The organism is Niveispirillum sp. KHB5.9 (assembly GCF_048066115.1).
Lineage (GTDB): Bacteria > Pseudomonadota > Alphaproteobacteria > Azospirillales > Azospirillaceae > Niveispirillum.
Genome location: NZ_JBLTYX010000005.1, coordinates 64,289 through 86,543, shown reverse-complemented (window position 1 = coordinate 86,543; position 22,255 = coordinate 64,289). Strand labels below are relative to the sequence as shown.

Here is a 22,255-nt window from a genome sequence, read left to right as displayed (position 1 = left end):
ACCGGTCATGTTGCAGGGCGGCATAGCTCTATCGCATCGCCGCCCGCACCGCCACTCCCCCAATCGGGAATTACTTTTTGCCCTTGGTCATGAAAGCCTGGAAGGCGGCCTTGGCTTCCGGCGAGCGCAGGCAGGCGCCGAAGATACCAGCTTCCTTCTGCATGGTGGCCAGCACTTCAGCCTGACCGGGGCGCATCAGGGCCTTGGTCTGGCGGATAGCGTTGACCGGCTTGGCAGCCAGCAGCTTGGCCTTGGCCAGGGCCGTTGCGGCCAGATCGGAAGCCGGCACGATACCCGACAGGATGCCGCTCGCCAGTGCCTCCTCCGCCCCAAGCGGTTCACCCAGCATCAGCATGCGGGCGGCCTGAGCATGACCCATGGTGCGCGGCATCAGGATGGAACTGGCGGCTTCGGGCACCAGGCCCAGATCGACGAAGGGCACATGCAGGCGGGCATCGGGGGCCGCATAGACCAGGTCGCAATGCAGCAGCATGGTGGTACCCACGCCGACCGCCATGCCCTCGACCGCCGCGACCAGGGGCAGCGGCGTGGTGGCGATAGCCTGCAGGAACTGGAACACCGGCGCATCATTGGTGGAAGGCGGGTTGGCCAGGAAATCACCGATATCATTGCCGCCGGTGAAGAAACCGCCCGCCCCCTGGAACAGCACGGCACGGATGCCGGCATCCGGTGCGGTCTTCAACGCATCGGCCATGGCCGAATACATGGCGGCGGTCAGGGCATTGCGCTTGTCGGCACGGTTCAGCGTGATCGTGCGCACGCCATCGGCATCGCTCACCAGCACATGTTCGGTCATTTCGGGACTCCCTCCTTCGGGTTTATGGTTGGGGCACAGGACGCCCGAACCGACCCGTGCCGTCAAGGAGGAAAGCACGACCGTGCGAAAATGCTGACGACTACTTCTTCCTGCCCTTACGCGGGGCGCGCAACGCCGCCTCGAAGGCCCCACGGGCCCAGGGCAGCAGGCTGTCCGCATCCTCCAGCGCCTCAGCCGGGGGCATGTGATAGTTCATCTTCTTGTCGGGCTGATCCGCGAAGGGGGCGAAGGGCGGCAAGCCCAGCGCCTCAAAGGCGGGGCGGTTCCGGTCATCGGTCTTCAGATACAGTTCCTCGCCCGCGATCAGGGCGAAGGTCATGCCGTCGATCGACAGGCCCCAGCCACCGAACATGGATCGGGCCACCACCGGCCCCAGCGGTTCCATCAACTCCAGGATATGGGCGACGAAGGGGGGCTGGGGACGCGGTGCCATGGTGGGGCTTATTTCTTGCGGAAGGCGTCCAGGGCCACCACGGTGCCGGTGGGCTTGGGCTGGTCATCGTCCCCCTCGCCCTCGGCGACGGGTGCATCGTCGGCCTGCTCCAGTTCCTCCTCGACCTCCTCATCGACCAGCAGATCGGGCATGTCGTCGGGCTGGAACTGCAGGACGAAATTCACCGACGGGTCGGCGAAGGTGACGATGGTGATGAAGGGCACCAGCAACCGGCGCAGCACGCCGCCGAAGCTGAGCGTCACGGAGAACCTGTCGTTTTCCACCGTCAGATCATAGAACTGGTACTGCAGGACGATGGTCATCTCCGTCGGGTACTTGGCGCGGAGATAGTCGGGGATATCCACCCCTTCGGCATCGGTGCGGAAGGTGATGTAGAAATGATGTTCGCCGGGCAGCTGTCCGCCGCGGTTCAGAACCTCACGCAGGGCCTGTCTGACGACGCCGCGCTTGGCGGCCTCGACCATGCGGTCATAGCGGAGCATTTCCTGCGACATCGGTACTGAAACCCCTGGCAACGAACGCGACGGTACAAACCCGTCCCCCATCGGCCCCAGACAAGCCTATTACGGACGGATAATCAAGCGTCGGGCGTAATTGTCAGCATTCCCGCATGCAGCCATGCGGGAATGCTGCCTTATGGCAGGGTATTGGGGACCAAATACCAAGCGCAGCTTGGTTGGCGCATTGAGCGCCCGCGACCCCGTGGTCGCGTGAGCCAAGCCGACGGATGGCCGCGCCCGGCGCTTGAGGGAACAAATCGAAGGCCGGCGACTGCCGGCCCGGCGCACGTGCGCCGTTAGCCAAGCGGCCGGATGGCCGCGCCCGGCGCTTGAGGGAACAAATATATAAGGTGGGGGGATTCTGTTGCCCAGCTCCCCCCGGGCTGCGAACTAAGCTAACTGACTAACGCCCTTTAGGGGGAATTAGGCAGCCATGCGAAGGTCAGACGCCGAGTTATCGTTGGCATCTATGAGGTTTGACCCGATAACGGCGGTATCATGCCGAGGGAAGACTATGCCTTTATTACGCGCGTCGATCCTGTTTCGCCCCCATGAACCCGCAACCGTCAGGCCGAAGGTGAATGGTGGAGGCGCCGGGTACCGCCCCCGGGTCCGCAACGTCTATTCCACACCGCGTTTATCCCCATAGTCGGGCGAACCCGACAAGGCACTATATAGGCGGTCGCGCGGCCGGTTTAAAGGGGTTTGTCAGGGAGCACCCGCCGTGCCGTTGGACCGCGGGTCGGCCCCGCCACGCCATTGACCGGTAACCTTGTCGATACCGTTCAGCTTGCCGCCGAAATCATCGACCTGCACCTCATGCCCCATGGCGCGCAGCTTGTCGGCCATCGCCCCCACCGGCGTACCGGCCTCGATGCGCAGCACATCCCCATTGCCCATGAAGGTGGGCAGGGCGATGGCCGTCTGCACATCCAGCTTCCAGTCCAGCACGCCGACGATGGCCTTGGCGACCTGGGCGATGATGGTCGGGCCGCCGGCGGCCCCGATGGCCAGCACGACCTGACCATTCTGGTCATAGACGATGCTGGGCGACATGGAACTGCGCGGGCGCTTGCCCGGCTCTACCCGGTTGGCGGTGGGCACCCCGTCGATATCGGGGACGAAGTTGAAATCCGTCAGCTCGTTATTCAGCACATAGCCGTCGACGATGATGCCCGAGCCATAGATATCCTCGATGGTCGAGGTCATGGAGGCGACATTGCCCCATTCATCGGCCACGGAGAAATGGGTGGTGCCGGGGATTTCATTGTCCAGGATGTCGGACACGCGCGGCGCATCCTTGGGCGTGCCGGGCAGCGCCTTGGGCATGGCCTTCTTCGGATCGATCAGCTTGCCGCGTTCCTTGATATAGGCGGGGTCGGTCAGCCCATCGACGGGCACCTTCACATGGTCGGGATCGCCCAGCCACTTGGCCCGGTCGGCATAGGCCAGCCGCATCGATTCGCCCAGGATGTGCCAGGCTTCCACGCTGTCCTTGCCCATGGCGGGGATGTCGAACCCTTCCATCTGCTTCAGGATGCTCAGCACCGCGATGCCGCCGGAGGACGGCGGCCCCATGCCGCAGACCGTATAGACGCGATAGGTGCCGCAGACCGGCGGGCGCGGCACGGCGCGATAGGCGATCATGTCATCAGCGGTGATCACGCTTGCGTGACGGGGCGAATTGGCCACCGCCGCGCGCAGCCGGTCGGCCGCCGGCCCCTTGTAGAAGGCATCCGCCCCCTGCTCCGCCACCAGGGTCAGCAGGTCGGCCAGCTTGGGATTCTTGATGACGGAGCCTGCCGGCTTGGGCGTGCCGTCGGGCAGGTAGTAAAGCTCCTGAGCCTCCTTGGAGACCTTCAGCAGGGGCGTCTGTTCCTTCAGGTATTTCACCATGCGCGGGGTGACGACGTAGCCGTCGCGCGCCAGCTTGATCGCCGGCTGGAACAGGGCCCTCCAGGGCAGCTTGCCATGGCGGGCATGGGCCAGTTCGATCAGGCGGATATTGCCCGGCACACCGACGGAGAGGCCGCCCGAACGGGCATCCTCGTAATCCATCTCCTGCCCGTTTTTCATGAACCGGTCGGGCTTGGCGGCGGCCGGCGCCTCCTCCCGCCCGTCATAGCTGAACGTGTCCTTGGTTCCGGCCGGGTGGTACAGCATGAAGCCACCCCCGCCGATGCCCGAGGATTCCGGTTCCACCACGGTCAAGGCCAGCATCAGGGCCGCCGCCGCATCGGCAGCACTGCCCCCCTGGCGCAGGATTTCCCGCCCTGCCTCCGTCGCGCGCGGATCGGCCGACGACACCATGGCCTTGCCCACGGGCAGCGCCGTGATCACCGCACTTTCCTTCTGCGCCCAGGCCCCCGTGGCCGGCAGGGTGGTCAGCGCGGTGGCAAGGCAGAGCGACAGGGCAAGGCAACGCAGGCGGGTCATCGCGGGGCATCTCCGGCCGGTCGAAAGGGCCGTCAGCTTCCCACGAAAATTACCGTCATCATACTGTAAAATATTGATTATTTGGTGGGCAAACCGCCCATCAAACCGCCACCTCCGCCTTGATCGGCGGATGCGGCTCATAGCCGTCCAGCAGGAAATCCTCGATCCGGTAACCGTCGATACTGTCGGCACGCTGGACCAGGGTCAGGCGCGGCAGGGCGCGGGGCACGCGGGCCATCTGTTCGCGCGCCGCGTCCAGATGGTTCAGGTAGAGATGCACGTCGCCACCCATCCACACGAACTCGCCCAGCCGCAGCCCGGCCTGCTGCGCCAGCATGGCCTGCAGCGCCACAGCACCGGTCAGGTTGAAGGGCAGGCCCAGCAGCACGTCGCAGCTGCGCTGGTACATCAGGCCATTCAGGCGACCGTCGCTGGTGACATGATACTGATAGACCATGTGACAGGGCGGCAGGGCCATGCCGCCCAGTTCCGGCACGTTCCAGGCATGGAACAGCAGGCGGCGGCTGGCGGGTGTTTCGCGCAAGCCCTTGATCAGGGTGGCGATCTGGTCATGTTCGCGCCCGTCGGGGCCCAGCCAGCGGCGCCATTGCTTGCCATAGACCGGGCCCAGCTCACCCCAGCGGGCGGCGAAGGCGTCATCCTCGACAATGCGCTGTTCGAACGCGGCCTGGGTGATGTCCTCCCCCGTCTCGCGGCGATAGGTGGCCAGCGGCCAGTCGGTCCAGATGGTGACCTTGTCCTTCAGCAGCGGCTGGATATTGGTGCCGCCAGTCAGGAACCACAGCATCTCCTTGACCGCCATCTTCCAATAGACGCGCTTGGTGGTCAGGATCGGTACCGTCCCGTCCGACAGGTCGAAGCGCATCATGGCGCCGAACAGGGAACGCGTGCCCACGCCGGTGCGGTCAACGCGCTGATCACCGCGGGCCAGGATGTCGGCCATCAGGTCCAGGTACTGCTGTTCAGGATGGCGCATCTTCCGTCGGCTCCGGTTGCCCAACTGCTGCGGATGGTTGTTCATTAGCCCGGCGGGCGGCTATTGTCACCCATCGACCGTCTGGAGACCCGCCTTGTTCATTTCCCTGATCGCCGCCGTCGCCCGCAACGGGGTCATCGGCCATGAAGGCCGCATGCCCTGGAAGCTGCCCAACGATCTGCGCTTCTTCAAGCAGGTGACCATGGGCAAGCCGGTGATCCTGGGCCGCAAGACCTGGGAAAGTTTCGGGTCCAAGCCCCTGCCCGGCCGGCCGCATATCGTCCTGACCGCCAACCGCGGTTTCACGGCCGAGGGGGCCATCGTCGTCCATGATCTGGACACCGCCATCGCGACGGGCAAGCGCCTGGCGGAAGAGGCCGGGGTGGAAGAGGTGATGGTGATCGGCGGGGCGCAGATCTATGCCATGACCCTGCCGCTGGCCGACCGCATCTTCCTGACGGAAATCGCCGCCAGCCCGCCGGGCGATACGTTCTTCCCCGATTTCGATCGCACCGCCTTCCTGGGCGAGGAGCTGGCCTTGCAGATGCCGGAAGGGCCGGACCGGCCGGCCTATCGCATCACCCTGTTCCATCGCCGGTGACACCATGACGGACCTGCACCCCTGGCAGCAGCAGACATTGGACAGCGGGTTGATGCTGGCGGCGGCGTCCGACATCCTGGTGGATGGCCGGGAGCTGGTCCGCCAAACCCTTGCCGCCATCGACAGCGTGCCAGTGGCGGACCGCGAGCATTATGGCAGCGAGAATGGTGACTGGACCGCCATCACCCTGGCCCGCATGCCCGCCAACTATGGCATTCCGGCCGGCACACCGACCGCAATCATGGCCCACCTGCCGGTGCTGGACCCGATCATGGCCGGCTTTGGCGGGATGGCGCATGGCGCCTATATCCTGCGCCAGCCGCCCCGCGGCATGCTGGAATGGCATTTCGACAATCAGGCCCTGCACCTGCCATTCTGCCGGCTGCTGCTGACCGTCCAGGCTGCGCCCGAAGCCTTCACCTGGATCGGGCATGAGAAGGTGGCCTTTCCGCCCGGCACATTATGGACCGGTGATTTCGGCTTCCCGCATCAGGTGGAGAACGCGGCGGACCAGGAACGGCTGATGATCGCGCTGGATTACGTGCCCACCGACGCGATCCGCGCCCATTTCCCACCGGCGCTTTACGCCGAGCCCGACCGGCGCGGGGCGCTGGCCGGCGAGGCCTGCAATCACCTGAGCTATTGGCGTTTCTCCCGCAGCTCCTGACCAATCTTCCCCAGGCCGACGAAACATTCTTGACCGATCGTTCGCTTTTCGCTTAATGTCTCCATCGGAGACTTTAGCCATGCTGAAAATCGTTCTTCCCCTGCTGTTCAAGGTGAGGCCCAAGATGGTCTATGACATGATCCGCCAGCAGATGGCGGGTTCGCTTCCGTTTGTCCGCCATTGCGGCATCGACCTGGTCAGCCTGGGCGACGGCATCGCCGAGGCCAGGGTGACCGACCGGGCGGAGGTGAAGAACCACCTGGGCACCCCCCATGCCGGCGTCATCTTCACCCTGGCCGAGACCGCCAGCGGTGGGGCCATGGCCGGTGCGATGGCCCCCGTGCTGATGAATGTGCGGCCCGTGGCGGCACAGGCCACCATCCAGTTCCTGACCCTGGCCAAGGGTGATCTGCGCGCCACCGCCCGCACCGGCCGGTCGGGCACGGAATTGCGCGCCGAACTGGAGGCCGAGGGCAAGGTGCGCTTCCCCGTAGAGGTGGAGATCACCGATGCGGCCGGCAATCCGGTGTCGAAGATGGTGGTGGAATGGTACGTCAGTCCCAAGCGGTCGTGATACCCATTCCACGGCGCGACAGCTTCCATCATGGCGACCTGCGCGCGGCCGCCCTGGCGGCGGCCCTGGCCATGGTGGAGACGGACGGGCCCGACGCCCTGTCCTTCCGTGCCGTGGCCGCAGCCACCGGCGTGAACCACCGCGCGCTCTATCGCCATTTCACCGACAAGCACGAACTGACCCTGGCTTTGGCGGCACAGGGGTTCGACCGGCTGGCCCTGGGCATCCAGGCGGGTTTCGATGCCGATGGACAGCCCAGTGCCGGCCCGCTTTACCGCGCCTATGTCGATTTCGCCCTGGAACGCCCGGCGCTGTACGCCCTGATGTACGGGATACCGGGCCAGGATTACCTGACCCATCCGACCCTGGCGCCCTCGGTCGCCAAGGTCACGCGGCTGGCCGCTCGCGCCTTCCGCCAGCCCGACGACGCGCCCGGCTTCAGCATCGCGCTGCGCGACCGGGTGATGCAAGCCTGGGGCACGGTGCATGGGCTGTGCGACCTGTGGCGGCGCGGCGCGCTTCGGGCCCGCAATGCCGATGCCGCCAAGGCCTATATCCTTGCTTTGCTGGCGCAATGATGCACCGGCCACCTCTGCGCGCCGGGGAGAGCGGCCGCGATGGTTTGGCACTTCACGTGGGCCCGGTTCCGGCTATCCTCCCCGCCCATGCAACTGACCACTATCCCCGATGACATCCTGCCCCAGGCGCTGGACAGCGTGGCCGCGAACCTGTCGCCCGGCAGCCTGACGGCCAAGGTGCTGGCCCGCATCGCCGCCACGCGCGACCTGATCGCGTTGGGCGTGGATACGGCGGAACATCGCGCGGCGGCGGTCGATCTGGCCCGTGCCTTCGGCATCGGCGTGATCGACGAGGCGCCGCAGGATGCCTTCTCCTATGACGGTGTTTCCATCCGCACCCGGTCGGAAGCCTATGTGCTGATCCATGAGGTGGCGCATTGGCTGGTGGCGCCGCCGGAACGGCGCGGGCTGGTGGATTTCGGCCTGGGCGCTGGCCCCGAGTCCGGCCGCATCGATGAGGCCAATGAAGCCATCGCCGTGGGCAAGGATGAGCAGATCAGGGAAGAGGCCCTGGCCTCGCTGCTCGGCATCCTGTGGGAGGTCGAATTGGGCCAGCCGGCAGTGCTGGCCTTCCTGGAGCAGAACTGGCTGGAAGGCTGGGACCGCGCCTCCTGTGCGCAGAATCTGGCCGACAATGTCGACCAGCTTTTCCAGGCGGGTTTGATCGATGCCGAGGGGCGGCCATTTGCGCCGGAATCGTGCGTCCCGGGCGCCCGCGCCGCAGCTTGATTTCGTAATTCCACAGGCTCTTGCGGGGAAATCCAGGATGCGGTTCCCTGGTGGCAAAACCATTTGCCCCAGGGGGGATACCCATGTCCGCGACGCCCGCTTCGGCGCCTGCCATCCTGTCCATGATCGGCAACACGCCGGTCGTCCGCATCACCCGCTTCGATACCGGCCCGTGCGAGCTGTATCTGAAGCTGGAGAACCAGAATCCCGGCGGCTCCATCAAGGACCGCATCGCCCTGAAGATGATCGAGGCGGCCGAGCAGGAGGGCAAACTGGCCCCCGGCGGCACCGTGATCGAGGCGACGGCCGGCAATACCGGCCTGGGCCTGGCGCTGGTCTGCGCCGCCAAGGGCTATCGCCTGATCCTGGTGATCCCCGACAAGATGGCGACGGAGAAGATCAACAATCTGCGCGCCCTGGGTGCCCAGATCCACATCACCCGTTCCGACGTGGGCAAGGGCCACCCCGCCTATTACCAGGACATCGCCGAGCGCCTGTCGCAGGAGATCGCCGGCAGCTTCTATGTCAACCAGTTCGCCAACCCGGCCAACCCGAAGACCCATGAGGAATGGACGGGTCCGGAGATGTTTAGGCAGCTGGACGGCGATATCGACGCCGTGGTTTCCGGCATCGGCTCTGGCGGCACCTTCACCGGCCTGGGCGCCTTCTTCGCCAAGGCCAGCCCCAAGACGGAAATGGTGATCGGCGATCCCGCCGGCTCCATCATCGCCGACCTGGTCAACAAGGGCACGCATGACGAGCCCGGTTCCTGGGTGGTGGAAGGCGTGGGCGAGGATTTTGTGCCGCCGATCTGCGACCTTCAGTACGCCAAGGCCGCCTATTACGTCACCGACACCGAAAGCCTGAACGCCGCGCGCGACCTGCTGCGGCTGGAGGGCATCCTGGCCGGGTCGTCATCGGGCACGCTGTTCGCCGCCGCCCTGAAATATTGCCGCGCCCAGACCACCAAAAAGCGCGTCGTCACCTTCGTCTGCGACACGGGCAACAAGTACCTGTCGAAGATGTTCAACGACGCCTGGATGGAAGATCACGGCTTCACCCCGCGCGAACGTCATAACGACCTGCGCGACCTGATGACCCGCCGTTTCGACAAGGGCCAGGTGGTGACGGTGGGGCCGGAGGATACGCTGCTGACAGCGTACAAGCGGATGCGCATCTCCGACGTGTCACAGCTGCCGGTGATGGAAGGCGAGCGGGTGATCGGCATCCTGGATGAGAGCGACCTGCTGCTGCATGTCGAGAAGGACCCGGCCCGCTTCCGCGACAAGGTCTATACGGCCATGGTCAACCGGCTGGAGACCCTGCCCTTGACCGCCACCACATCCGACCTGCGCGCCCTGTTCGACCGCAACATGGTGGCGATCATCCAGGATGAGGGCAAGTTCCTGGGCCTGCTGACCCGCACCGACGTGCTGAACCATCTGCGCCGGCAGTTGGGGTGATAGCAGAAGGGCCGCCCCGTCGGGCGGCCCTTTGCACATCACATCGTCGTCTTCGTATCCAGCGCGTAGCCCGCCGACCGCACGGTGCGGATCACATCCTGCTCTTCCGTTTCGTTCAGGGCCTTGCGCAGGCGGCGGATATGCACGTCCACCGTCCGCAGCTCGACATAGACGTCATGGCCCCAGACGATGTCCAGCAGCTGTTCGCGCGAGAAGACGCGCCCCGGATGCTGCATGAAATGGCGCAGCAGGGCGAATTCCTTCGGGCCCAGATGGATGTCGCGGCCGCCCCGGCGCACGCGGTGGGCGGCCAGGTCCATGGAGATGTCGGAGAAGCGCAACAACTCCTCCGCCAGACCCGGGGAGGCGCGGCGCAGCACGGCGCGGATGCGGGCCACCAGCTCCGTCGGGCTGAACGGCTTGGACAGGTAATCGTCCGCACCGCTGTTCAGGCCGCGAACCTTGTCCGCCTCCTCCCCACGCGCCGTCAGCATGATGACCGGGGTTTCGCGGGTCTTGGGGTTGCGGCGCAGCTGGCGGCAAACCTCCAGACCGCTCATCAACGGCAGCATCCAGTCCAGCAGGATCAAATGCGGGCTGCGCTCGTCGGCCTGCAGCAGGGCTTCTTCCCCGTCGCCGGCGGTGATGACCCGGAAGCCTTCGCGTTCCAGATTATAGGATAGCAGGGTGACGAGATCGGCTTCGTCTTCGACGACCAGGATCAGCGGCTTCAAGGCGGCGTTCATCGGTATCCCTGGGTTCTAGGCAGTGACGGGCGGGGCTGGATCAGCCCTCGCTATCAACCGGTTCGATGATGGTGAAGCTGGACTTGTCGCTCTTGGGCCGTTCGGCCGTCAGCGGCTGGCCCTTCACCAGGAAATGCACGGTCTCGGCGATGTTGGTCGCATGGTCGCCGGCGCGTTCCAGGTTCTTGGCGATGAACAGCAGATGCGTGCAGGGCGTGATGTTGCGCGGGTCTTCCATCATATAGGTCAGGACCTCGCGGAACAGGCTGGTATAGAGATCGTCCAGCTCCTCGTCCCGATGCCAAGCGGCCACGGCCTTTTCGACATCGCGGTCGATATAGGCGTCCAGCACGTCCTTCAGCATCTCCTGCACCAGACGGCCCATGCGCGGGATGGTCCCGGCGGGGCGCATCACCGGCAGCTGGGCCAGCGCGATGGAGCGCTTGGCGATGTTGGCGGCGTAATCGCCCGTGCGCTCCAGATCGGCGGAAATCTTCAGCGCCGCCAGCACTTCGCGCAGATCGACGCCGACCGGCGCGCGCAGCGCCAGCATGCGGATGGCGTCATGTTCGATCTGGCGTTCGAATTCGTCCAGGCGGGCATCGCCATGCATGACGCGCGACGCGCTTTCGACATCGCGGCGGCCCACGGCCTGCACGGCCGCTTCCACCTGCGCCTCGACCACGCCGCCCATCTGGGCGATCTGGTTGGACAGGCGCTGCAATTCCGCCTCGAAGGACTTGACGGTATGTTCGGTCGGCGACATGGACGTGGGTCCTCAATTCGAGAGACAGATAATCTTCATTTGCCTCCCCCTTGATGAGCGGGGGTCCAGGGGCCGCCTGGAACCACGGTAGTGCCCGTGGCCCCTGGGTCCCCGCTTTCGCGGGGAAAGCAGAAGGGTGGTGAAGCGCGAAACGCTTCAACCCTCAACCATACCGGCCGGTGATGTAGCCCTGGGTGCGCTCGTCGCGCGGGTTGGTGAAGATTTCCTCGGTATCACCCACTTCCACCAGGTCGCCCAGGTGGAAGAAGGCCGTGCGCTGGGAGACGCGGGCGGCCTGCTGCATGTTGTGGGTGACGATGGCGATGGTGAAGCTCTCACGCAGCTCGTCGATCAGCTCTTCGATATGCGCCGTCGCGATCGGGTCCAGGGCCGAGCAGGGCTCGTCCATCAGGATCACTTCCGGGCTGACGGCCACGGCGCGGGCGATGCACAGGCGCTGCTGCTGGCCGCCGGACAGGCCGGTACCGGGCTCATGCAGGCGGTCCTTGACCTCGTTCCACAGACCGGCACGCTTCAGCGAGGTCTCGACGATGGCGTCGAACTCGTCCTTGCGGGTGGCCAGGCCATGCAGCTTGGGACCGTAGATCACGTTCTCGTAGATCGACTTCGGAAACGGGTTCGGCTTCTGGAACACCATGCCGACACGGGCGCGCAGCTGCACCACGTCCAGCTTGGGATCGTAGATATCCTCGCCATCCAGCAGGATCTTGCCCTCGACGCGGCAGATGTCGATCGTGTCGTTCATGCGGTTCAAGGTCCGCAGGAAGGTCGACTTGCCGCAGCCCGAGGGGCCGATCATGGCCAGCACCTCGTTCTCGTAAAGCTCGACATTGACGCCGTGCAAAGCGCGCTTGGCGCCGTAGAACACTTTCACGTCGCGGGCCAGCATCTTCACCGGCGGGTGAGAGGCGGCTTGCACAGGCTTGTTCAGGGTCATGCTGTCCATGTTTACCACCGACGTTCGAATTTCTTGCGCAGCCAGATGGCGGCGCCGTTCATCATGATCAGGAAGGCCAGCAGCACCAGGATGGCGGCCGAGGTCAATTCGACGAAGCCGCGTTCCGGCTTGTCCGACCACATGAAGATCTGCACGGGCATGACGGACGAGCTGTCCAGCAGGCTGCCGGGTGCCGAGGTGATGAAGGCGTTCATGCCGATCATCAGCAGCGGTGCGGTCTCACCCACGGCGTGCGCCATGCCGATGATGGTGCCCGTCATGATGCCCGGCATGGCCAGCGGCAGCACATGATGCATCACCGCCTGGAGGCGTGAGGCGCCCATGCCCAATGCCGCTTCGCGGATCGAGGGCGGAACCGCCTTCAAGGCGGCACGGCTGGCGATGATGATGGTGGGCAGCACCAGCAGACCCAGCACCAGACCGCCGACCAGCGGGGCCGAACGCGGCATGCCGAAGAAATTGAGGAACACCGCCAGACCCAGCAGACCGAACACGATGGAGGGCACGGCCGCCAGATTGTTGATATTGACCTCGATGATCTCGGTCAGGCGGTTCTTCGGTGCGAATTCTTCCAGGTAGATCGCCGCCGCCACGCCGATGGGCAGGGCCGTGGCCAGCGTCACCAGCATGGTCAGCAACGTACCGACGGCAGCGCCCAACAGGCCGGCCAGTTCGGGATAGTTGCTGTCGCTGGCGGTGAAGAACGTGGTGTTGAAGGCCGACTTCACGTCACCGCGCTGTTCCAGACTGTCGAACCAGGCTAGCTGCTTGTCGCTGATCGGACGCTCGACCTCCGGCAGGTCGCGGTCGATGCCGCCCTTGACGATCTGGTTGATACCGTCGGACGCGGGCAGCCAGACATCGATCGTCTGCCCGACCAGCGACGGGTCCTTGTCCAGCATCTTGCCCAGGCGCACGCCGGCCACGGGGCTGACCAGCCCGCGCAGGTCGCGCTTTTCCACGCGGCCCGTAACCTCGGGGAAGTCCTTGTAGAGCGCTTCCGACACCAGGGTCTGGAAGGCGCCGCGGTCCCATTCGGCCGGGTTGCCGGTGCCCTGCGGATCGATGACGCTGGCATCGACGGTGACGGCCAGCTTCACTTCCGTCTGGAAGAAGGCCGAGGTGCCTTCCTTCAGCAGGGTGGAGAGCAGGATGACGAGCATGGAACAGGCGAAGATGATCGCCAGGATGCCATACACACGGAAGCGTCGTTCGGCCGCATAACGCGCCCTCAGTCGCTTGGTTGCAACGTCGCCGGTGTGGAACGACACGGGAGCGGCTGTCTGCATCGGCTCTGCGATCTCAGTCATATTTTTCCCGGTATTTCTGGACGATGCGGAGGGCGACGACGTTCAGCGCCAGGGTCACCAGGAACAGGACCAGACCCAGGGCGAAGACCGACAGCGTCTTGGCGCTGTCGAACTCCTGGTCGCCGACCAGGATGGACTTGATCTGCACGGTCACCGTGGTAACGCTGGCCAGCGGGTTCAGCGTCAGGCTGGCCTGCAGGCCGGCGGCCATCACCACGATCATCGTCTCGCCGATGGCGCGGCTGACGGCCAGCAGCATGGCGCCGACGATACCGGGCAGGGCCGCGGGCATCACCACTTGGCGGATCGTTTCCGACTTGGTCGCACCCAGGCCGTAGGACCCGTCGCGCAGCGACTGCGGCACGGCGTTGATCACGTCATCGGCGAGCGAGGAGACGAAGGGAACGATCATCACGCCCATCACGATGCCGGCGGCAAGTGCGCTCTGCGAGGAGATGGGCAGGCCGACCAGGGCGCCCAGGTCGCGGATGAACGGTGCCACCGTCAGGATGGCGAAGAAGCCGTAGACCACGGTGGGTACGCCGGCCAGGATCTCCAGCACCGGCTTCACCAGACCGCGCACCCGCTTGGGCGCATATTCGGACAGGTAGATGGCCGACATCAGACCGACCGGGGCCGCCACCAGCATGGCGATGGTGGCGATCAGCAACGTGCCGGTGAACAGCGGCACGGCACCGAAGGCACCGGACGAGCCCACCTGATCGGCCCGGATCGCGGTCTGCGGCGACCATTGCAGACCGAACAGGAATTCGGTGATCGGCACCTTGGTGAAGAAGCGGATGCTTTCAAACAGCAGCGACAGCACGATGCCGACGGTGGTCAGGACCGCGATGGTGGAGCAGAGCACCAGCAGGGCGGTGACGACGCGTTCGACATTGTTGCGCGCGCGGAAAGAAGGGTTGATCTTCGACCAGGTGAAGGCCAGACCGCCACCGGCCAGGGCCATGACGGCGCCGAACAGTGTCCAGTCGGCTAGGCCGCGCAGCTGCGTCATGTGCGATGCGGCGGGCTGGATGGCATCAATGACGCCCGGGTTCACATATTGCGGCTGCCCGATGGCCAGGTTGCCGATATTGATCAGCAGCAGCTGACGGTGCGTCTGCGTCAGGGCCGAGGCGCCATCAGCGACGGAGGTCAGCAGCGTTTCCAGCTCCGCCGGGGCCAGCATGACCCGTGCCCAGGCTTCCAGCTGATCCGGCGACATGGAGGACAGCACGATCCAGTCCATGACGGCGCCGCGCAGGGCGACCCAGACCAGGACCAGGACCAGGGCCGGAAGGCCGGCCCACAGCGCCATGTAGGAACCGTAATATGTCGGGACGGAATGCAGATTGGCGATGCGGCCGCCGGCCACAGCCACGGCCCGGTTGCGTCCAAGCCAGAAGCCGGTCAGGGACAAAAGCAACAGGACCGCAACGGTCAAGGTGACTGACATAGGTTTCGATCCGCCGCTGTCAGGGGAATACCGGTTGCATGGCAAACCGGCGGCATCAAGAGTTTGACGCCGCCGGTCCCGCCATCTGCTTATACACCGGGCCGGCAGATGAGTCCGATCCGAAGACCGTTCATCCGCGCCGGCCCGGGCTGCACATTACGAGGCCGGCTTGGCCATCGGGGTCAGCTTCAGGGCGGCCTGTTCGGACACCTTGCGCTTGTCGGCCGGCAGCGGCACCAGGCCCTTGTCGGCCAGGTAGCCTTCGTCGCCCATCGCACGCTCGGAAGCGTACTCACCCAGGAACTCCTTCAGGCCCGGGATCACGCCGAAATGCTGGTTCTTGAAGTAGACATACAGCGGACGGGAGATCGGGTACTGGCCGGAAGCGATGGTCTCGTACTTCGGCTCCACACCGTTGATCGACAGGCCGTGCAGCTTGTCCTGGTTCTCTTCCAGGTAGCTGTAGCCGAAGATGCCGAAGGCGTTCGGGTTGGCCGACAGGCGCTGCACGATCACGTTGTCGTTCTCGCCGGCTTCGACATAGGCGCCATCCTCACGGACGGTCTTGCAGACGGCGGCGTGACGGGTGGCGTCCAGGGCCTTGATGGCCGGGAATTCCTTGCAGCCCGGCTCCATCACCAGCTCGACCCAGGCGTCGCGGGTACCCGACGTCGGCGGCGGGCCCAGGACTTCGATTTCGATCGCCGGCAGGGAAGCGTCGACATCCTTCCAGGTCTTGAAGGGGTTGGCGACGATCTGGCCGTTGACTTCGACTTCCTTGGCCAGAGCAGCGAACAGCTGGGCCTTGGTCACGTTGAAGGGCTTGCCCTTCTTGGACTGCACGAAGCCGATGCCGTCATAGCCGATGACCAGCTCGGTGATCTGCTCGACGCCATTCTTCTGGCAGGTGTCGTACTCGCTGGCCTTCATGGCGCGGGAGGCGCCCGTGGCGTCCGGGAAATCGGCGCCGATGCCGGAGCAGAACAGCTTCATGCCACCGCCGGTGCCCGTCGATTCCAGGATCGGAGCGCCGAACTTCGTGGTCTGGCCGAAGCGCTCGACAACCGTGGAGGTGAAGGGGAACACCGTGGAGGAACCGACGATGCGGATCTGGTCGCGGGCAGCGGCGGCGCCGGCCAGGCCGACGAAGGAAACGGCGCCGAGAACGGCGGCGAGGACGAGCTTCTTGGTGGTCACGACAAGGGCCTCCGGTTATCTGGGCGGCACACAGAAGGGCGTGCGTCCCGTGACGCCCGCCATCATCATGTGTCCATGTCCCTGCTGGGTGCCGGGACCATAGCTGTGCTGAGAGACGCAAATACTACATCTGCGTTACAGTTCGATGACACTGCCCCCGGAAGGTCACAGGCGGCACCGGCGATACAATGGCGTTACACATTGGCCATTGGCAGCGGCAAAAACCTCCTTCACCATTGAAATCACAAAGAAATTTCAATTCTGCAAGGAACTGGACATGGGTGTTTCGGACCAACGCCGGCACAAGACCGGCATGATTACGCGGGTGTTCGGTGCGCTGACCTGCGCAACAATCATGACACTGCCGGCGATGGGGCCGGTGATGGCGCAGAGCCACCCCACGCAGGGCGTGATGGAGGCCGACCGCGCCTTCGCCGCCCGCGCCAAGCAGGTGGGGGCGGGCCAGGCCTTCAGCGAATATGCCGAGGCCCGCGTCTCCATGCTGAACGATCCCGTTCCCGGCACGGACAATGCCGATCTGGCCAAGATCTTCTCCCCCGACCTGGAGATCGACTGGGGCCCGGTGGATGGTGCCGTGTCGGTCGACGGCACGCTGGGATACACCTGGGGCAAGGCCCGTTATCACAAGGTGAAGCCCGACGGCACGAAGGAGGAACTGCCCCCCTCGCGCTATGTCACCATCTGGCGCAAGCAGAAGGACGGGTCGTGGAAGTTCCTGGCCGATGGCGGCCTGCACGCACCGGAAGCCAAGGAATTCGCGGAGAAGAAGAAGGCGGCAGCAGAGAAGAAGTGAGAGTCAACCCGCCTCGCGCTTGCCCTCCACCACCTTCGCCGCCGGCAGGACGACGGTGAAGGTGCTGCCCTTGCCCACCTCGCTGTCGATGATCAGCCGTCCGCGATGGCGGTTGACGATATGCTTGACGATGGCCAGGCCCAGGCCCGTGCCGCCCAGCGCGCGCGAGCGGGCGGGATCGACGCGGTAGAATCGTTCCGTCAGGCGCGGCAGATGCGTGCGGGCGATGCCGTCGCCGCGGTCGGTGACGGCCACCATGATGGCGGGGCCGCGCACGGAACCGGCCTTGCCATTGACGGGCGCCGTCAGGGCGACGGTCACCTCCGTCTGTTCCTTGCCATACTTGATGGCATTGTCGATCAGGTTCTGGAACACCTGGGACAGCTGGTCCTCATCCCCCACCACGGGCGGCATGGGCTCCGGCTGTTCCAGGCGCAGCTTCACCTTGCGCGACGCGGCGCGCAGTTCCAGCGTCGCCGCCACGTTGCGCACGATCTTGGCCACGTCGATCTCGGTCGTCGGCGGCGAATGCTCGTCCATCTCGATGCGCGACAGGGACAGCAGGTCGTTGACCAGCCGCGACATGCGGTTGGACTGGTCGAACATGATGCCCAGGAAGCGCTCATGTGCCGCCGGGTCATCCTTGGCGGGACCGCGCAGGGTCTCGATGAAGCCGATCAGGGCCGCCAGCGGCGTGCGCAGCTCATGGCTGGCATTGGCCACGAAATCGGCCCGCATCTGCTCCGCCCGCTTCAGCATGGTGATGTCATGCAGGGTCAGCAGCACCAGCAACGGCCCATTCTCCTCCCCCGGGGGGCGGAAGGGCTTCACCCGCGCCTGGAGCGTGCGTTCCACCGGTACGGGCAGCAGCACCTCCACACTGCGCGAGGCGCCACCGGCCAGGACGGCATCGGCCGCCTCCAGCAGGCTGGGTGTGCGCACCGTGCTGGCCAGATCGCGGGCCATGATCCTGTCGCCGAACAGGTTGCGGGCGGCCTGGTTGGCGCGCTGCACCTCCCGCCCCTGCCCCAGCAGGATGACGGGGTCCGGCAGCTGGTCGATGACGGCTTCGAACAGGCCGGCGCGGCCGGCATCGCGGCTTTCCCGGTCCAGCCAGCCCTGATGCGCCCGCGCCATGGCGGACGCGATGAATTCCGCCGTGACGCTGGCCACCTCCGGCGGCGGCAGGGGGGCCGACGCCTCGCCCAGCACCTCGGCATAGTCGGTCAGGCGGCGGGTGTCGGACTGGATCATGCGCAGAATGGCGACAGCGACCGCGACATTGACCAGCAGCGCCGGCAGGGCAATGAGAGCATCGACATGGCCGGCCAGCAGCAAGGCCAGCAGGATGGATGCCGTCGGCCCCACCAGCGCCACTCCGATGATCACGAACCGGACCGGCCGCACCTCATACCACCGCATTTCAACCCACCCGCCCGTTTCTTGGTCTTTACCCTGCCCGCCTGGAAGCGGGACCGGAGGAAATAACATTCCTGCCGGCCCCAGGGTAACAGCATCACAGAAACTTAATAATGGGGCGCATGGGCTGTCACAATTGACGGACTGTCAACTTTGGTTCACAGTTGGGTCGTGATCGAGATTCGTGAAACCGACGCCTTCGCGGATTGGATGCGGCGCCTGCGTGATGAGCGGGCCAAGGCACGTATCCATGTCCGTATTCTACGGATGGCAGAGGGTAGTCAGGGGGATGTTCGCCCCATAGGCCATGGCATCAGCGAGATGCGTATCGATTACAGCCCCGGCTACCGTGTGTACTTTGTCCAACGTGGCGCCGTGCTGGTGGTTTTGCTGTGTGCCGGTGACAAGTCCACCCAAGCCAAGGACATTGCCACCGCCCAACTGTTGGCGGCCGCCTTGCCAGCGGCAAAGGAGAAGCCGGATGCCTGACCAGACTGTAACCCGCCCCTATGATGCCGCGGACTATCTGGAAACGCCGGAAGCGGTGGCCGCGTTCTTGGAAGCGGCGGCGGAGGAAGACGATCCCGCCTTCCTGACCCGTGCCCTGGGCATCGCGGCACGATCACATGGCATGATGAAGCTGTCCCGCGACAGCGGCCTCAGCCGTGAAGGGCTCTACAAGGCGCTGGGAGAGGATGGGAACCCCACCCTCTCCACCCTTATGGCCGTGGCCAAGGCGCTGGACCTGCGCATCGCCTTCCTGCCGCGGGAATAGCAGTCACCGCGTCAGGCTGTCATGCGCCGCCATGATGGCGGCCGTGGTCAGCTCGTTCACCGTGGCGCCCATCTGGACCACCTGCACTGGTTTGTCCATGCCGATCAGCAGCGGGCCGATCAGGTTGCCGCCGCCGAACTTGTGCAGCAGTTTCGCGCCGATATTGGCCGCGTGCAGGGCTGGCATGATCAGCACATTGGCCGGCCCCGACAGGCGGGCGAACGGGTAGAGCCGCTTCATCAATTCGTAATCAAGGGCGGTGTCGGCCGACATCTCCCCGTCATATTCGAAATCGACCTTGCGCTTGTCCATCAGGGCCACGGCTTCCCGCACATGGGCGGCGCGGTCGCGGAGCGGCTGGCCGAAATTGCTGAAGGACAGGAAGGCCACGCGCGGTTCATGGCCCATCAGGCGGGCGGTGCGGGCCGACTGGATGGCGATGTCGGCCAGCTGTTCCGGGGTCGGCCGCTCATGCACCGTGGTGTCGGAGATGAACACCGTGCGCTTGCGGGTGGCCAGCACCGACAGGCCGAAGACGATATGGTCGGGCTGCGGATCGATGACCCGTTCGATATCCTCATAGCTGACGGAGAAGGACCGGGTCAGGCCCGTCACCATGGCATCGGCATCGCCCGTGGCCACCATGCAGGCCGCGAACACATTGCGGTTCTGGTTGACCCAGCGCTGGCAGTCGCGATGCAGGCTGCCGCGCCGCTGCAGACGCTTGTAGAGGAAATCCGTATAGCGCTCGATATTCGGCGCGCCGAACTTGGCGTTCTGGATATCCAGCCCTTCCACCCCGGCCAGGCCCAGGCTGGCCAGCTTCTCCTTCACCACATGTTCGCGCCCGATCAGCACCGGCTGACCGAACCCGGCGGTGCGATAGGCGATGGCGGCGCGGATCGACCGTTCCTCCTCCCCCTCCGCGAACACCACGCGGCGCGGGCTGCTGCGCAGCTTATCGGCGATCAGTTGCAAACTGTCGGCAGTGGGGTCCAGGCGCAGGCGCAGGGAATGGCGGTATTCCTCCATATCCACGATGGGCTTGCGCGCCACGCCGGTATCCATGGCCGCCTGGGCCACGGCGGCGGGGATGGTGGAGATCAGGCGCGGGTCGAAGGGCACGGGGATGATATATTCCGGGCCGTAACGCAGGCGCCGGCCGGAATAGGCCGCGTCCACCTCGTCCGGCACATCCTCCCGCGCCAGGGCCGCCAATGCCTTCGCTGCCGCGATCTTCATCTGGTCGTTGATGGTGCTGGCCCGCACATCCAGGGCACCGCGGAAGATATAGGGGAAGCCCAGGACATTGTTGACCTGGTTGGGATAGTCCGACCGGCCCGTGGCGACGATGGCATCATCGCGCACCTGCCGCACCTCTTCCGGCGTGATTTCCGGATCGGGATTGGCCAGGGCGAAGATGATGGGATTGGCCGCCATGGATTTCACCATGGCGGGCGTCATCGCCCCTTTGGCCGACAGGCCCACGAACACGTCGGAGCCGGAAACGGCATCGGCCAGGGTGCGGGCATCGGTCACCACGGCATGGGCCGATTTCCACTGGTTCATGCCCTCGGTCCGGCCCTTCCACACCACGCCCTTGGTGTCGCACAGCGTGATATTGCCATGGGGGATGCCCATGGATTTGAACAGTTCGGCACAGGCGATGGCGGCCGCACCGGCGCCATTGATGACCAGCTTCGTCTCCTTGATGTCGCGGCCGGTCATTTCCAGCGCGTTGAACAGGCCGGCGGCGGCGATGATGGCCGTGCCATGCTGATCGTCATGGAAGACGGGGATGTCCATCAGCTCGCGCAGGCGCTGTTCGATGATGAAACAGTCCGGGGCCTTGATGTCCTCCAGATTGATGCCGCCGAAGCTGGGGCCCAGATAGCGGACGGAATTGATGAATTCCTCCACGTCGCGGGTATCGACCTCCAGGTCGATGCCGTCCACATCGGCGAAGCGCTTGAACAGGACGGCCTTGCCCTCCATCACCGGCTTGGACGCCAGCGCACCCAGATCGCCCAGGCCCAGCACGGCGGTGCCGTTGGAGATGACGGCGACGATATTGCCCTTGGCGGTATAATCATAGGCCGTGGACGGATCGGCATGGATGCGCAGGCAGGGGACGGCCACGCCCGGCGAATAGGCCAGCGCCAGGTCGCGCTGCGTCGCCATAGGCTTGGTGGGGGTCACTTCCAACTTGCCGGGGCGCCCGCTGCTATGCAGCAGCAGGGCTTCTTCCTCGGTGATGCGCTTGTCGATACCGGCCATATCCCAACATTCCTCTTTTATGTCCCGCCCGGCGCCCCCGCCGGTGCGGATTGTACGTTGGCGCGTATCGTAACGACCGAATGCTACCGTTGCCAGATGGTTGGCATTGCGAAAATGACGCAACTGACCTTGGATGCGGCCTATGACTTGCCGGGGCATGCGGTCGGTGCGATATTTTCCGTATGGAACAGGCGGAATCGATCTTCGATCAGGTGGATGAGACGCGGAAGGCCCGCGCGATCGCCGAAGCACGCGCCGATGTCGCCGCCGGGCGGATCGTGCCGCATGAGGTGGTGGCCGAATGGCTGCAGCGCATGGCCAATGGCGAACGGCCCCCACCGCCTTATTCCCACACGCTGAAGAAGCCCGAATGAGTCAGGCTGTTCCATGGCCATTGTGATCTGGACCGACGAGACGATCGCGGACCTGATGGGCCACGTCGCCTATATCGACCAGTTCAATCCCATGGCTGGTGACAGAATGGCCAGCAGGTTGCTGGCCGCCGGCAACAGCTTGATTACCTTCCCCAAACGCGGCAAAGCGCAGCCAAATGGCTGTCGTGAACTGGCCGTCGTCCATCCCTATGTGTTGGTCTATGACGTGCCGGGCGAGGATGTACGCATCCTTCGTGTCTGGCACGGCGCGCAGGATCGAACGCCATCCTCATAAGGCCGGAGAG

Annotated in this window: 24 protein-coding genes and 1 other RNA gene; 11 read left to right on the top strand and 14 right to left on the bottom strand. The window is 65.1% G+C overall.

The genetic code is table 11. The features are described from left to right. Window positions 1-70: 70 nt before the first annotated feature. The 6 genes from ACM9HJ_RS11160 to thyA form a co-directional block, all read right to left on the bottom strand. On the bottom strand, window positions 71-817 hold the full coding sequence (locus tag ACM9HJ_RS11160) for an enoyl-CoA hydratase (protein ID WP_416571802.1): 747 nt from the start codon (window positions 815-817) through the stop codon (window positions 71-73). A gap of 100 nt (window positions 818-917) precedes the next feature. After that, complete coding sequence (locus tag ACM9HJ_RS11155) at window positions 918-1,271, bottom strand: TfoX/Sxy family protein (protein WP_416571801.1); 354 nt, start codon at window positions 1,269-1,271, stop codon at window positions 918-920. Between the two features lie 8 nt (window positions 1,272-1,279). Further along, window positions 1,280-1,786, bottom strand: a complete 507-nt coding sequence (locus ACM9HJ_RS11150) for an SspB family protein (protein WP_416571800.1) — start codon at window positions 1,784-1,786, stop codon at window positions 1,280-1,282. 355 nt (window positions 1,787-2,141) lie between these two features. Further along, window positions 2,142-2,496, bottom strand: a transfer-messenger RNA (tmRNA) gene (gene ssrA / locus ACM9HJ_RS11145). Between the two features lie 4 nt (window positions 2,497-2,500). Next, window positions 2,501-4,228, bottom strand: a complete 1,728-nt coding sequence (gene ggt, locus ACM9HJ_RS11140; protein ID WP_416571799.1) for a gamma-glutamyltransferase — start codon at window positions 4,226-4,228, stop codon at window positions 2,501-2,503. A gap of 100 nt (window positions 4,229-4,328) precedes the next feature. Next, on the bottom strand, window positions 4,329-5,225 hold the full coding sequence (gene thyA, locus ACM9HJ_RS11135) for a thymidylate synthase (RefSeq protein ID WP_416571798.1): 897 nt from the start codon (window positions 5,223-5,225) through the stop codon (window positions 4,329-4,331). 94 nt (window positions 5,226-5,319) lie between these two features. Between thyA and ACM9HJ_RS11130 the strand changes: the two genes are divergently transcribed. The 6 genes from ACM9HJ_RS11130 (at window position 5,320) to ACM9HJ_RS11105 (ending at window position 9,837) form a co-directional block, all read left to right on the top strand. After that, window positions 5,320-5,826: a dihydrofolate reductase gene (locus tag ACM9HJ_RS11130; protein WP_416571797.1), complete on the top strand. Its 507-nt coding sequence runs from the start codon at window positions 5,320-5,322 to the stop codon at window positions 5,824-5,826. A 4-nt stretch (window positions 5,827-5,830) separates the two neighbouring features. Continuing rightward, on the top strand, window positions 5,831-6,493 hold the full coding sequence (locus tag ACM9HJ_RS11125; RefSeq protein ID WP_416571796.1) for an aspartyl/asparaginyl beta-hydroxylase domain-containing protein: 663 nt from the start codon (window positions 5,831-5,833) through the stop codon (window positions 6,491-6,493). A gap of 79 nt (window positions 6,494-6,572) precedes the next feature. Then, on the top strand, window positions 6,573-7,067 hold the full coding sequence (locus tag ACM9HJ_RS11120; RefSeq protein WP_416571795.1) for a PaaI family thioesterase: 495 nt from the start codon (window positions 6,573-6,575) through the stop codon (window positions 7,065-7,067). Continuing rightward, the gene (locus ACM9HJ_RS11115; protein ID WP_416571794.1) at window positions 7,040-7,645 is read left to right on the top strand and encodes a TetR/AcrR family transcriptional regulator; all 606 of its coding nucleotides are present in this window, start codon (window positions 7,040-7,042) and stop codon (window positions 7,643-7,645) included. Before ACM9HJ_RS11120 ends, ACM9HJ_RS11115 begins: the two co-directional genes overlap by 28 nt. Before the next feature lie 87 nt (window positions 7,646-7,732). Further along, on the top strand, window positions 7,733-8,374 hold the full coding sequence (locus tag ACM9HJ_RS11110) for an elongation factor P hydroxylase (RefSeq protein ID WP_416571793.1): 642 nt from the start codon (window positions 7,733-7,735) through the stop codon (window positions 8,372-8,374). Between the two features lie 83 nt (window positions 8,375-8,457). Further along, window positions 8,458-9,837 carry a pyridoxal-phosphate dependent enzyme gene (locus ACM9HJ_RS11105; protein ID WP_416571792.1) on the top strand — a complete coding sequence of 460 codons (1,380 nt, stop codon included), beginning with the start codon at window positions 8,458-8,460 and terminating at the stop codon, window positions 9,835-9,837. Window positions 9,838-9,875: 38 nt separating this feature from the next. Here ACM9HJ_RS11105 and phoB read toward each other — a convergent pair whose 3' ends face one another. The 6 genes from phoB to ACM9HJ_RS11075 form a co-directional block, all read right to left on the bottom strand. After that, entirely contained in the window at window positions 9,876-10,583 is a 708-nt protein-coding gene (gene phoB / locus ACM9HJ_RS11100) for a phosphate regulon transcriptional regulator PhoB (protein ID WP_416571791.1), read from the bottom strand. A 40-nt stretch (window positions 10,584-10,623) separates the two neighbouring features. After that, a complete protein-coding gene (phoU, locus tag ACM9HJ_RS11095; protein ID WP_416571790.1) occupies window positions 10,624-11,349 on the bottom strand; it encodes a phosphate signaling complex protein PhoU in 726 nt (241 codons plus the stop codon). 163 nt (window positions 11,350-11,512) lie between these two features. Continuing rightward, window positions 11,513-12,316, bottom strand: coding sequence for a phosphate ABC transporter ATP-binding protein PstB (gene pstB / locus ACM9HJ_RS11090; protein ID WP_416571789.1), 804 nt, complete (start codon window positions 12,314-12,316; stop codon window positions 11,513-11,515). A gap of 2 nt (window positions 12,317-12,318) precedes the next feature. Beyond that, window positions 12,319-13,638 (bottom strand): phosphate ABC transporter permease PstA, encoded by a 1,320-nt coding sequence (gene pstA / locus ACM9HJ_RS11085; RefSeq protein ID WP_416571788.1) that lies wholly within the window; start codon window positions 13,636-13,638, stop codon window positions 12,319-12,321. Next, window positions 13,631-15,094, bottom strand: a complete 1,464-nt coding sequence (gene pstC / locus ACM9HJ_RS11080) for a phosphate ABC transporter permease subunit PstC (protein ID WP_416571787.1) — start codon at window positions 15,092-15,094, stop codon at window positions 13,631-13,633. Before pstC ends, pstA begins: the two co-directional genes overlap by 8 nt. A gap of 156 nt (window positions 15,095-15,250) precedes the next feature. Beyond that, window positions 15,251-16,291 (bottom strand): substrate-binding domain-containing protein, encoded by a 1,041-nt coding sequence (locus ACM9HJ_RS11075; protein ID WP_416571786.1) that lies wholly within the window; start codon window positions 16,289-16,291, stop codon window positions 15,251-15,253. 277 nt (window positions 16,292-16,568) lie between these two features. Here ACM9HJ_RS11075 and ACM9HJ_RS11070 point away from each other — a divergent pair, with 277 nt between their 5' ends. Next, window positions 16,569-17,105 carry a YybH family protein gene (locus ACM9HJ_RS11070; protein ID WP_416571785.1) on the top strand — a complete coding sequence of 179 codons (537 nt, stop codon included), beginning with the start codon at window positions 16,569-16,571 and terminating at the stop codon, window positions 17,103-17,105. A gap of 3 nt (window positions 17,106-17,108) precedes the next feature. Here ACM9HJ_RS11070 and ACM9HJ_RS11065 read toward each other — a convergent pair whose 3' ends face one another. After that, complete coding sequence (locus ACM9HJ_RS11065) at window positions 17,109-18,527, bottom strand: ATP-binding protein (RefSeq protein WP_416571784.1); 1,419 nt, start codon at window positions 18,525-18,527, stop codon at window positions 17,109-17,111. 168 nt (window positions 18,528-18,695) lie between these two features. Here ACM9HJ_RS11065 and ACM9HJ_RS11060 point away from each other — a divergent pair, with 168 nt between their 5' ends. Further along, on the top strand, window positions 18,696-19,013 hold the full coding sequence (locus ACM9HJ_RS11060) for a type II toxin-antitoxin system RelE/ParE family toxin (RefSeq protein WP_416571783.1): 318 nt from the start codon (window positions 18,696-18,698) through the stop codon (window positions 19,011-19,013). Continuing rightward, window positions 19,006-19,299 (top strand): addiction module antidote protein, encoded by a 294-nt coding sequence (locus ACM9HJ_RS11055; protein WP_416571782.1) that lies wholly within the window; start codon window positions 19,006-19,008, stop codon window positions 19,297-19,299. Before ACM9HJ_RS11060 ends, ACM9HJ_RS11055 begins: the two co-directional genes overlap by 8 nt. 3 nt (window positions 19,300-19,302) lie before the next feature. On the opposite strand, the gene ACM9HJ_RS11050 is transcribed toward ACM9HJ_RS11055, so the two are convergent. Next, window positions 19,303-21,576, bottom strand: coding sequence for an NADP-dependent malic enzyme (locus ACM9HJ_RS11050; RefSeq protein WP_416571781.1), 2,274 nt, complete (start codon window positions 21,574-21,576; stop codon window positions 19,303-19,305). Window positions 21,577-21,758: 182 nt separating this feature from the next. Here ACM9HJ_RS11050 and ACM9HJ_RS11045 point away from each other — a divergent pair, with 182 nt between their 5' ends. Both ACM9HJ_RS11045 and ACM9HJ_RS11040 read left to right on the top strand, forming a co-directional pair. Further along, window positions 21,759-21,950 (top strand): hypothetical protein, encoded by a 192-nt coding sequence (locus tag ACM9HJ_RS11045; RefSeq protein ID WP_416571780.1) that lies wholly within the window; start codon window positions 21,759-21,761, stop codon window positions 21,948-21,950. Between the two features lie 13 nt (window positions 21,951-21,963). Further along, the gene (locus tag ACM9HJ_RS11040) at window positions 21,964-22,245 is read left to right on the top strand and encodes a type II toxin-antitoxin system RelE/ParE family toxin (RefSeq protein WP_416571779.1); all 282 of its coding nucleotides are present in this window, start codon (window positions 21,964-21,966) and stop codon (window positions 22,243-22,245) included. Window positions 22,246-22,255 lie beyond the last annotated feature (10 nt).

What these genes read in the sequence shown, in the direction of transcription:
- ACM9HJ_RS11160 (WP_416571802.1), bottom strand. Translation starts at nt 817, where the DNA reads ATGACCGAACATGTGCTGGTGAGCGATGCCGATGGCGTGCGCACGATC.
- ACM9HJ_RS11155 (WP_416571801.1), bottom strand. Translation starts at nt 1,271, where the DNA reads ATGGCACCGCGTCCCCAGCCCCCCTTCGTCGCCCATATCCTGGAGTTG.
- ACM9HJ_RS11150 (WP_416571800.1), bottom strand. Translation starts at nt 1,786, where the DNA reads ATGTCGCAGGAAATGCTCCGCTATGACCGCATGGTCGAGGCCGCCAAG.
- ggt (WP_416571799.1), bottom strand. Translation starts at nt 4,228, where the DNA reads ATGACCCGCCTGCGTTGCCTTGCCCTGTCGCTCTGCCTTGCCACCGCG.
- thyA (WP_416571798.1), bottom strand. Translation starts at nt 5,225, where the DNA reads ATGCGCCATCCTGAACAGCAGTACCTGGACCTGATGGCCGACATCCTG.
- ACM9HJ_RS11125 (WP_416571796.1), top strand. Translation starts at nt 5,831, where the DNA reads ATGACGGACCTGCACCCCTGGCAGCAGCAGACATTGGACAGCGGGTTG.
- ACM9HJ_RS11120 (WP_416571795.1), top strand. Translation starts at nt 6,573, where the DNA reads ATGCTGAAAATCGTTCTTCCCCTGCTGTTCAAGGTGAGGCCCAAGATG.
- ACM9HJ_RS11115 (WP_416571794.1), top strand. Translation starts at nt 7,040, where the DNA reads ATGGTACGTCAGTCCCAAGCGGTCGTGATACCCATTCCACGGCGCGAC.
- ACM9HJ_RS11110 (WP_416571793.1), top strand. Translation starts at nt 7,733, where the DNA reads ATGCAACTGACCACTATCCCCGATGACATCCTGCCCCAGGCGCTGGAC.
- ACM9HJ_RS11105 (WP_416571792.1), top strand. Translation starts at nt 8,458, where the DNA reads ATGTCCGCGACGCCCGCTTCGGCGCCTGCCATCCTGTCCATGATCGGC.
- phoB (WP_416571791.1), bottom strand. Translation starts at nt 10,583, where the DNA reads ATGAACGCCGCCTTGAAGCCGCTGATCCTGGTCGTCGAAGACGAAGCC.
- phoU (WP_416571790.1), bottom strand. Translation starts at nt 11,349, where the DNA reads ATGTCGCCGACCGAACATACCGTCAAGTCCTTCGAGGCGGAATTGCAG.
- pstB (WP_416571789.1), bottom strand. Translation starts at nt 12,316, where the DNA reads ATGGACAGCATGACCCTGAACAAGCCTGTGCAAGCCGCCTCTCACCCG.
- pstA (WP_416571788.1), bottom strand. Translation starts at nt 13,638, where the DNA reads ATGACTGAGATCGCAGAGCCGATGCAGACAGCCGCTCCCGTGTCGTTC.
- pstC (WP_416571787.1), bottom strand. Translation starts at nt 15,094, where the DNA reads ATGTCAGTCACCTTGACCGTTGCGGTCCTGTTGCTTTTGTCCCTGACC.
- ACM9HJ_RS11070 (WP_416571785.1), top strand. Translation starts at nt 16,569, where the DNA reads ATGGGTGTTTCGGACCAACGCCGGCACAAGACCGGCATGATTACGCGG.
- ACM9HJ_RS11065 (WP_416571784.1), bottom strand. Translation starts at nt 18,527, where the DNA reads ATGCGGTGGTATGAGGTGCGGCCGGTCCGGTTCGTGATCATCGGAGTG.
- ACM9HJ_RS11055 (WP_416571782.1), top strand. Translation starts at nt 19,006, where the DNA reads ATGCCTGACCAGACTGTAACCCGCCCCTATGATGCCGCGGACTATCTG.
- ACM9HJ_RS11050 (WP_416571781.1), bottom strand. Translation starts at nt 21,576, where the DNA reads ATGGCCGGTATCGACAAGCGCATCACCGAGGAAGAAGCCCTGCTGCTG.
- ACM9HJ_RS11045 (WP_416571780.1), top strand. Translation starts at nt 21,759, where the DNA reads ATGGAACAGGCGGAATCGATCTTCGATCAGGTGGATGAGACGCGGAAG.
- ACM9HJ_RS11040 (WP_416571779.1), top strand. Translation starts at nt 21,964, where the DNA reads ATGGCCATTGTGATCTGGACCGACGAGACGATCGCGGACCTGATGGGC.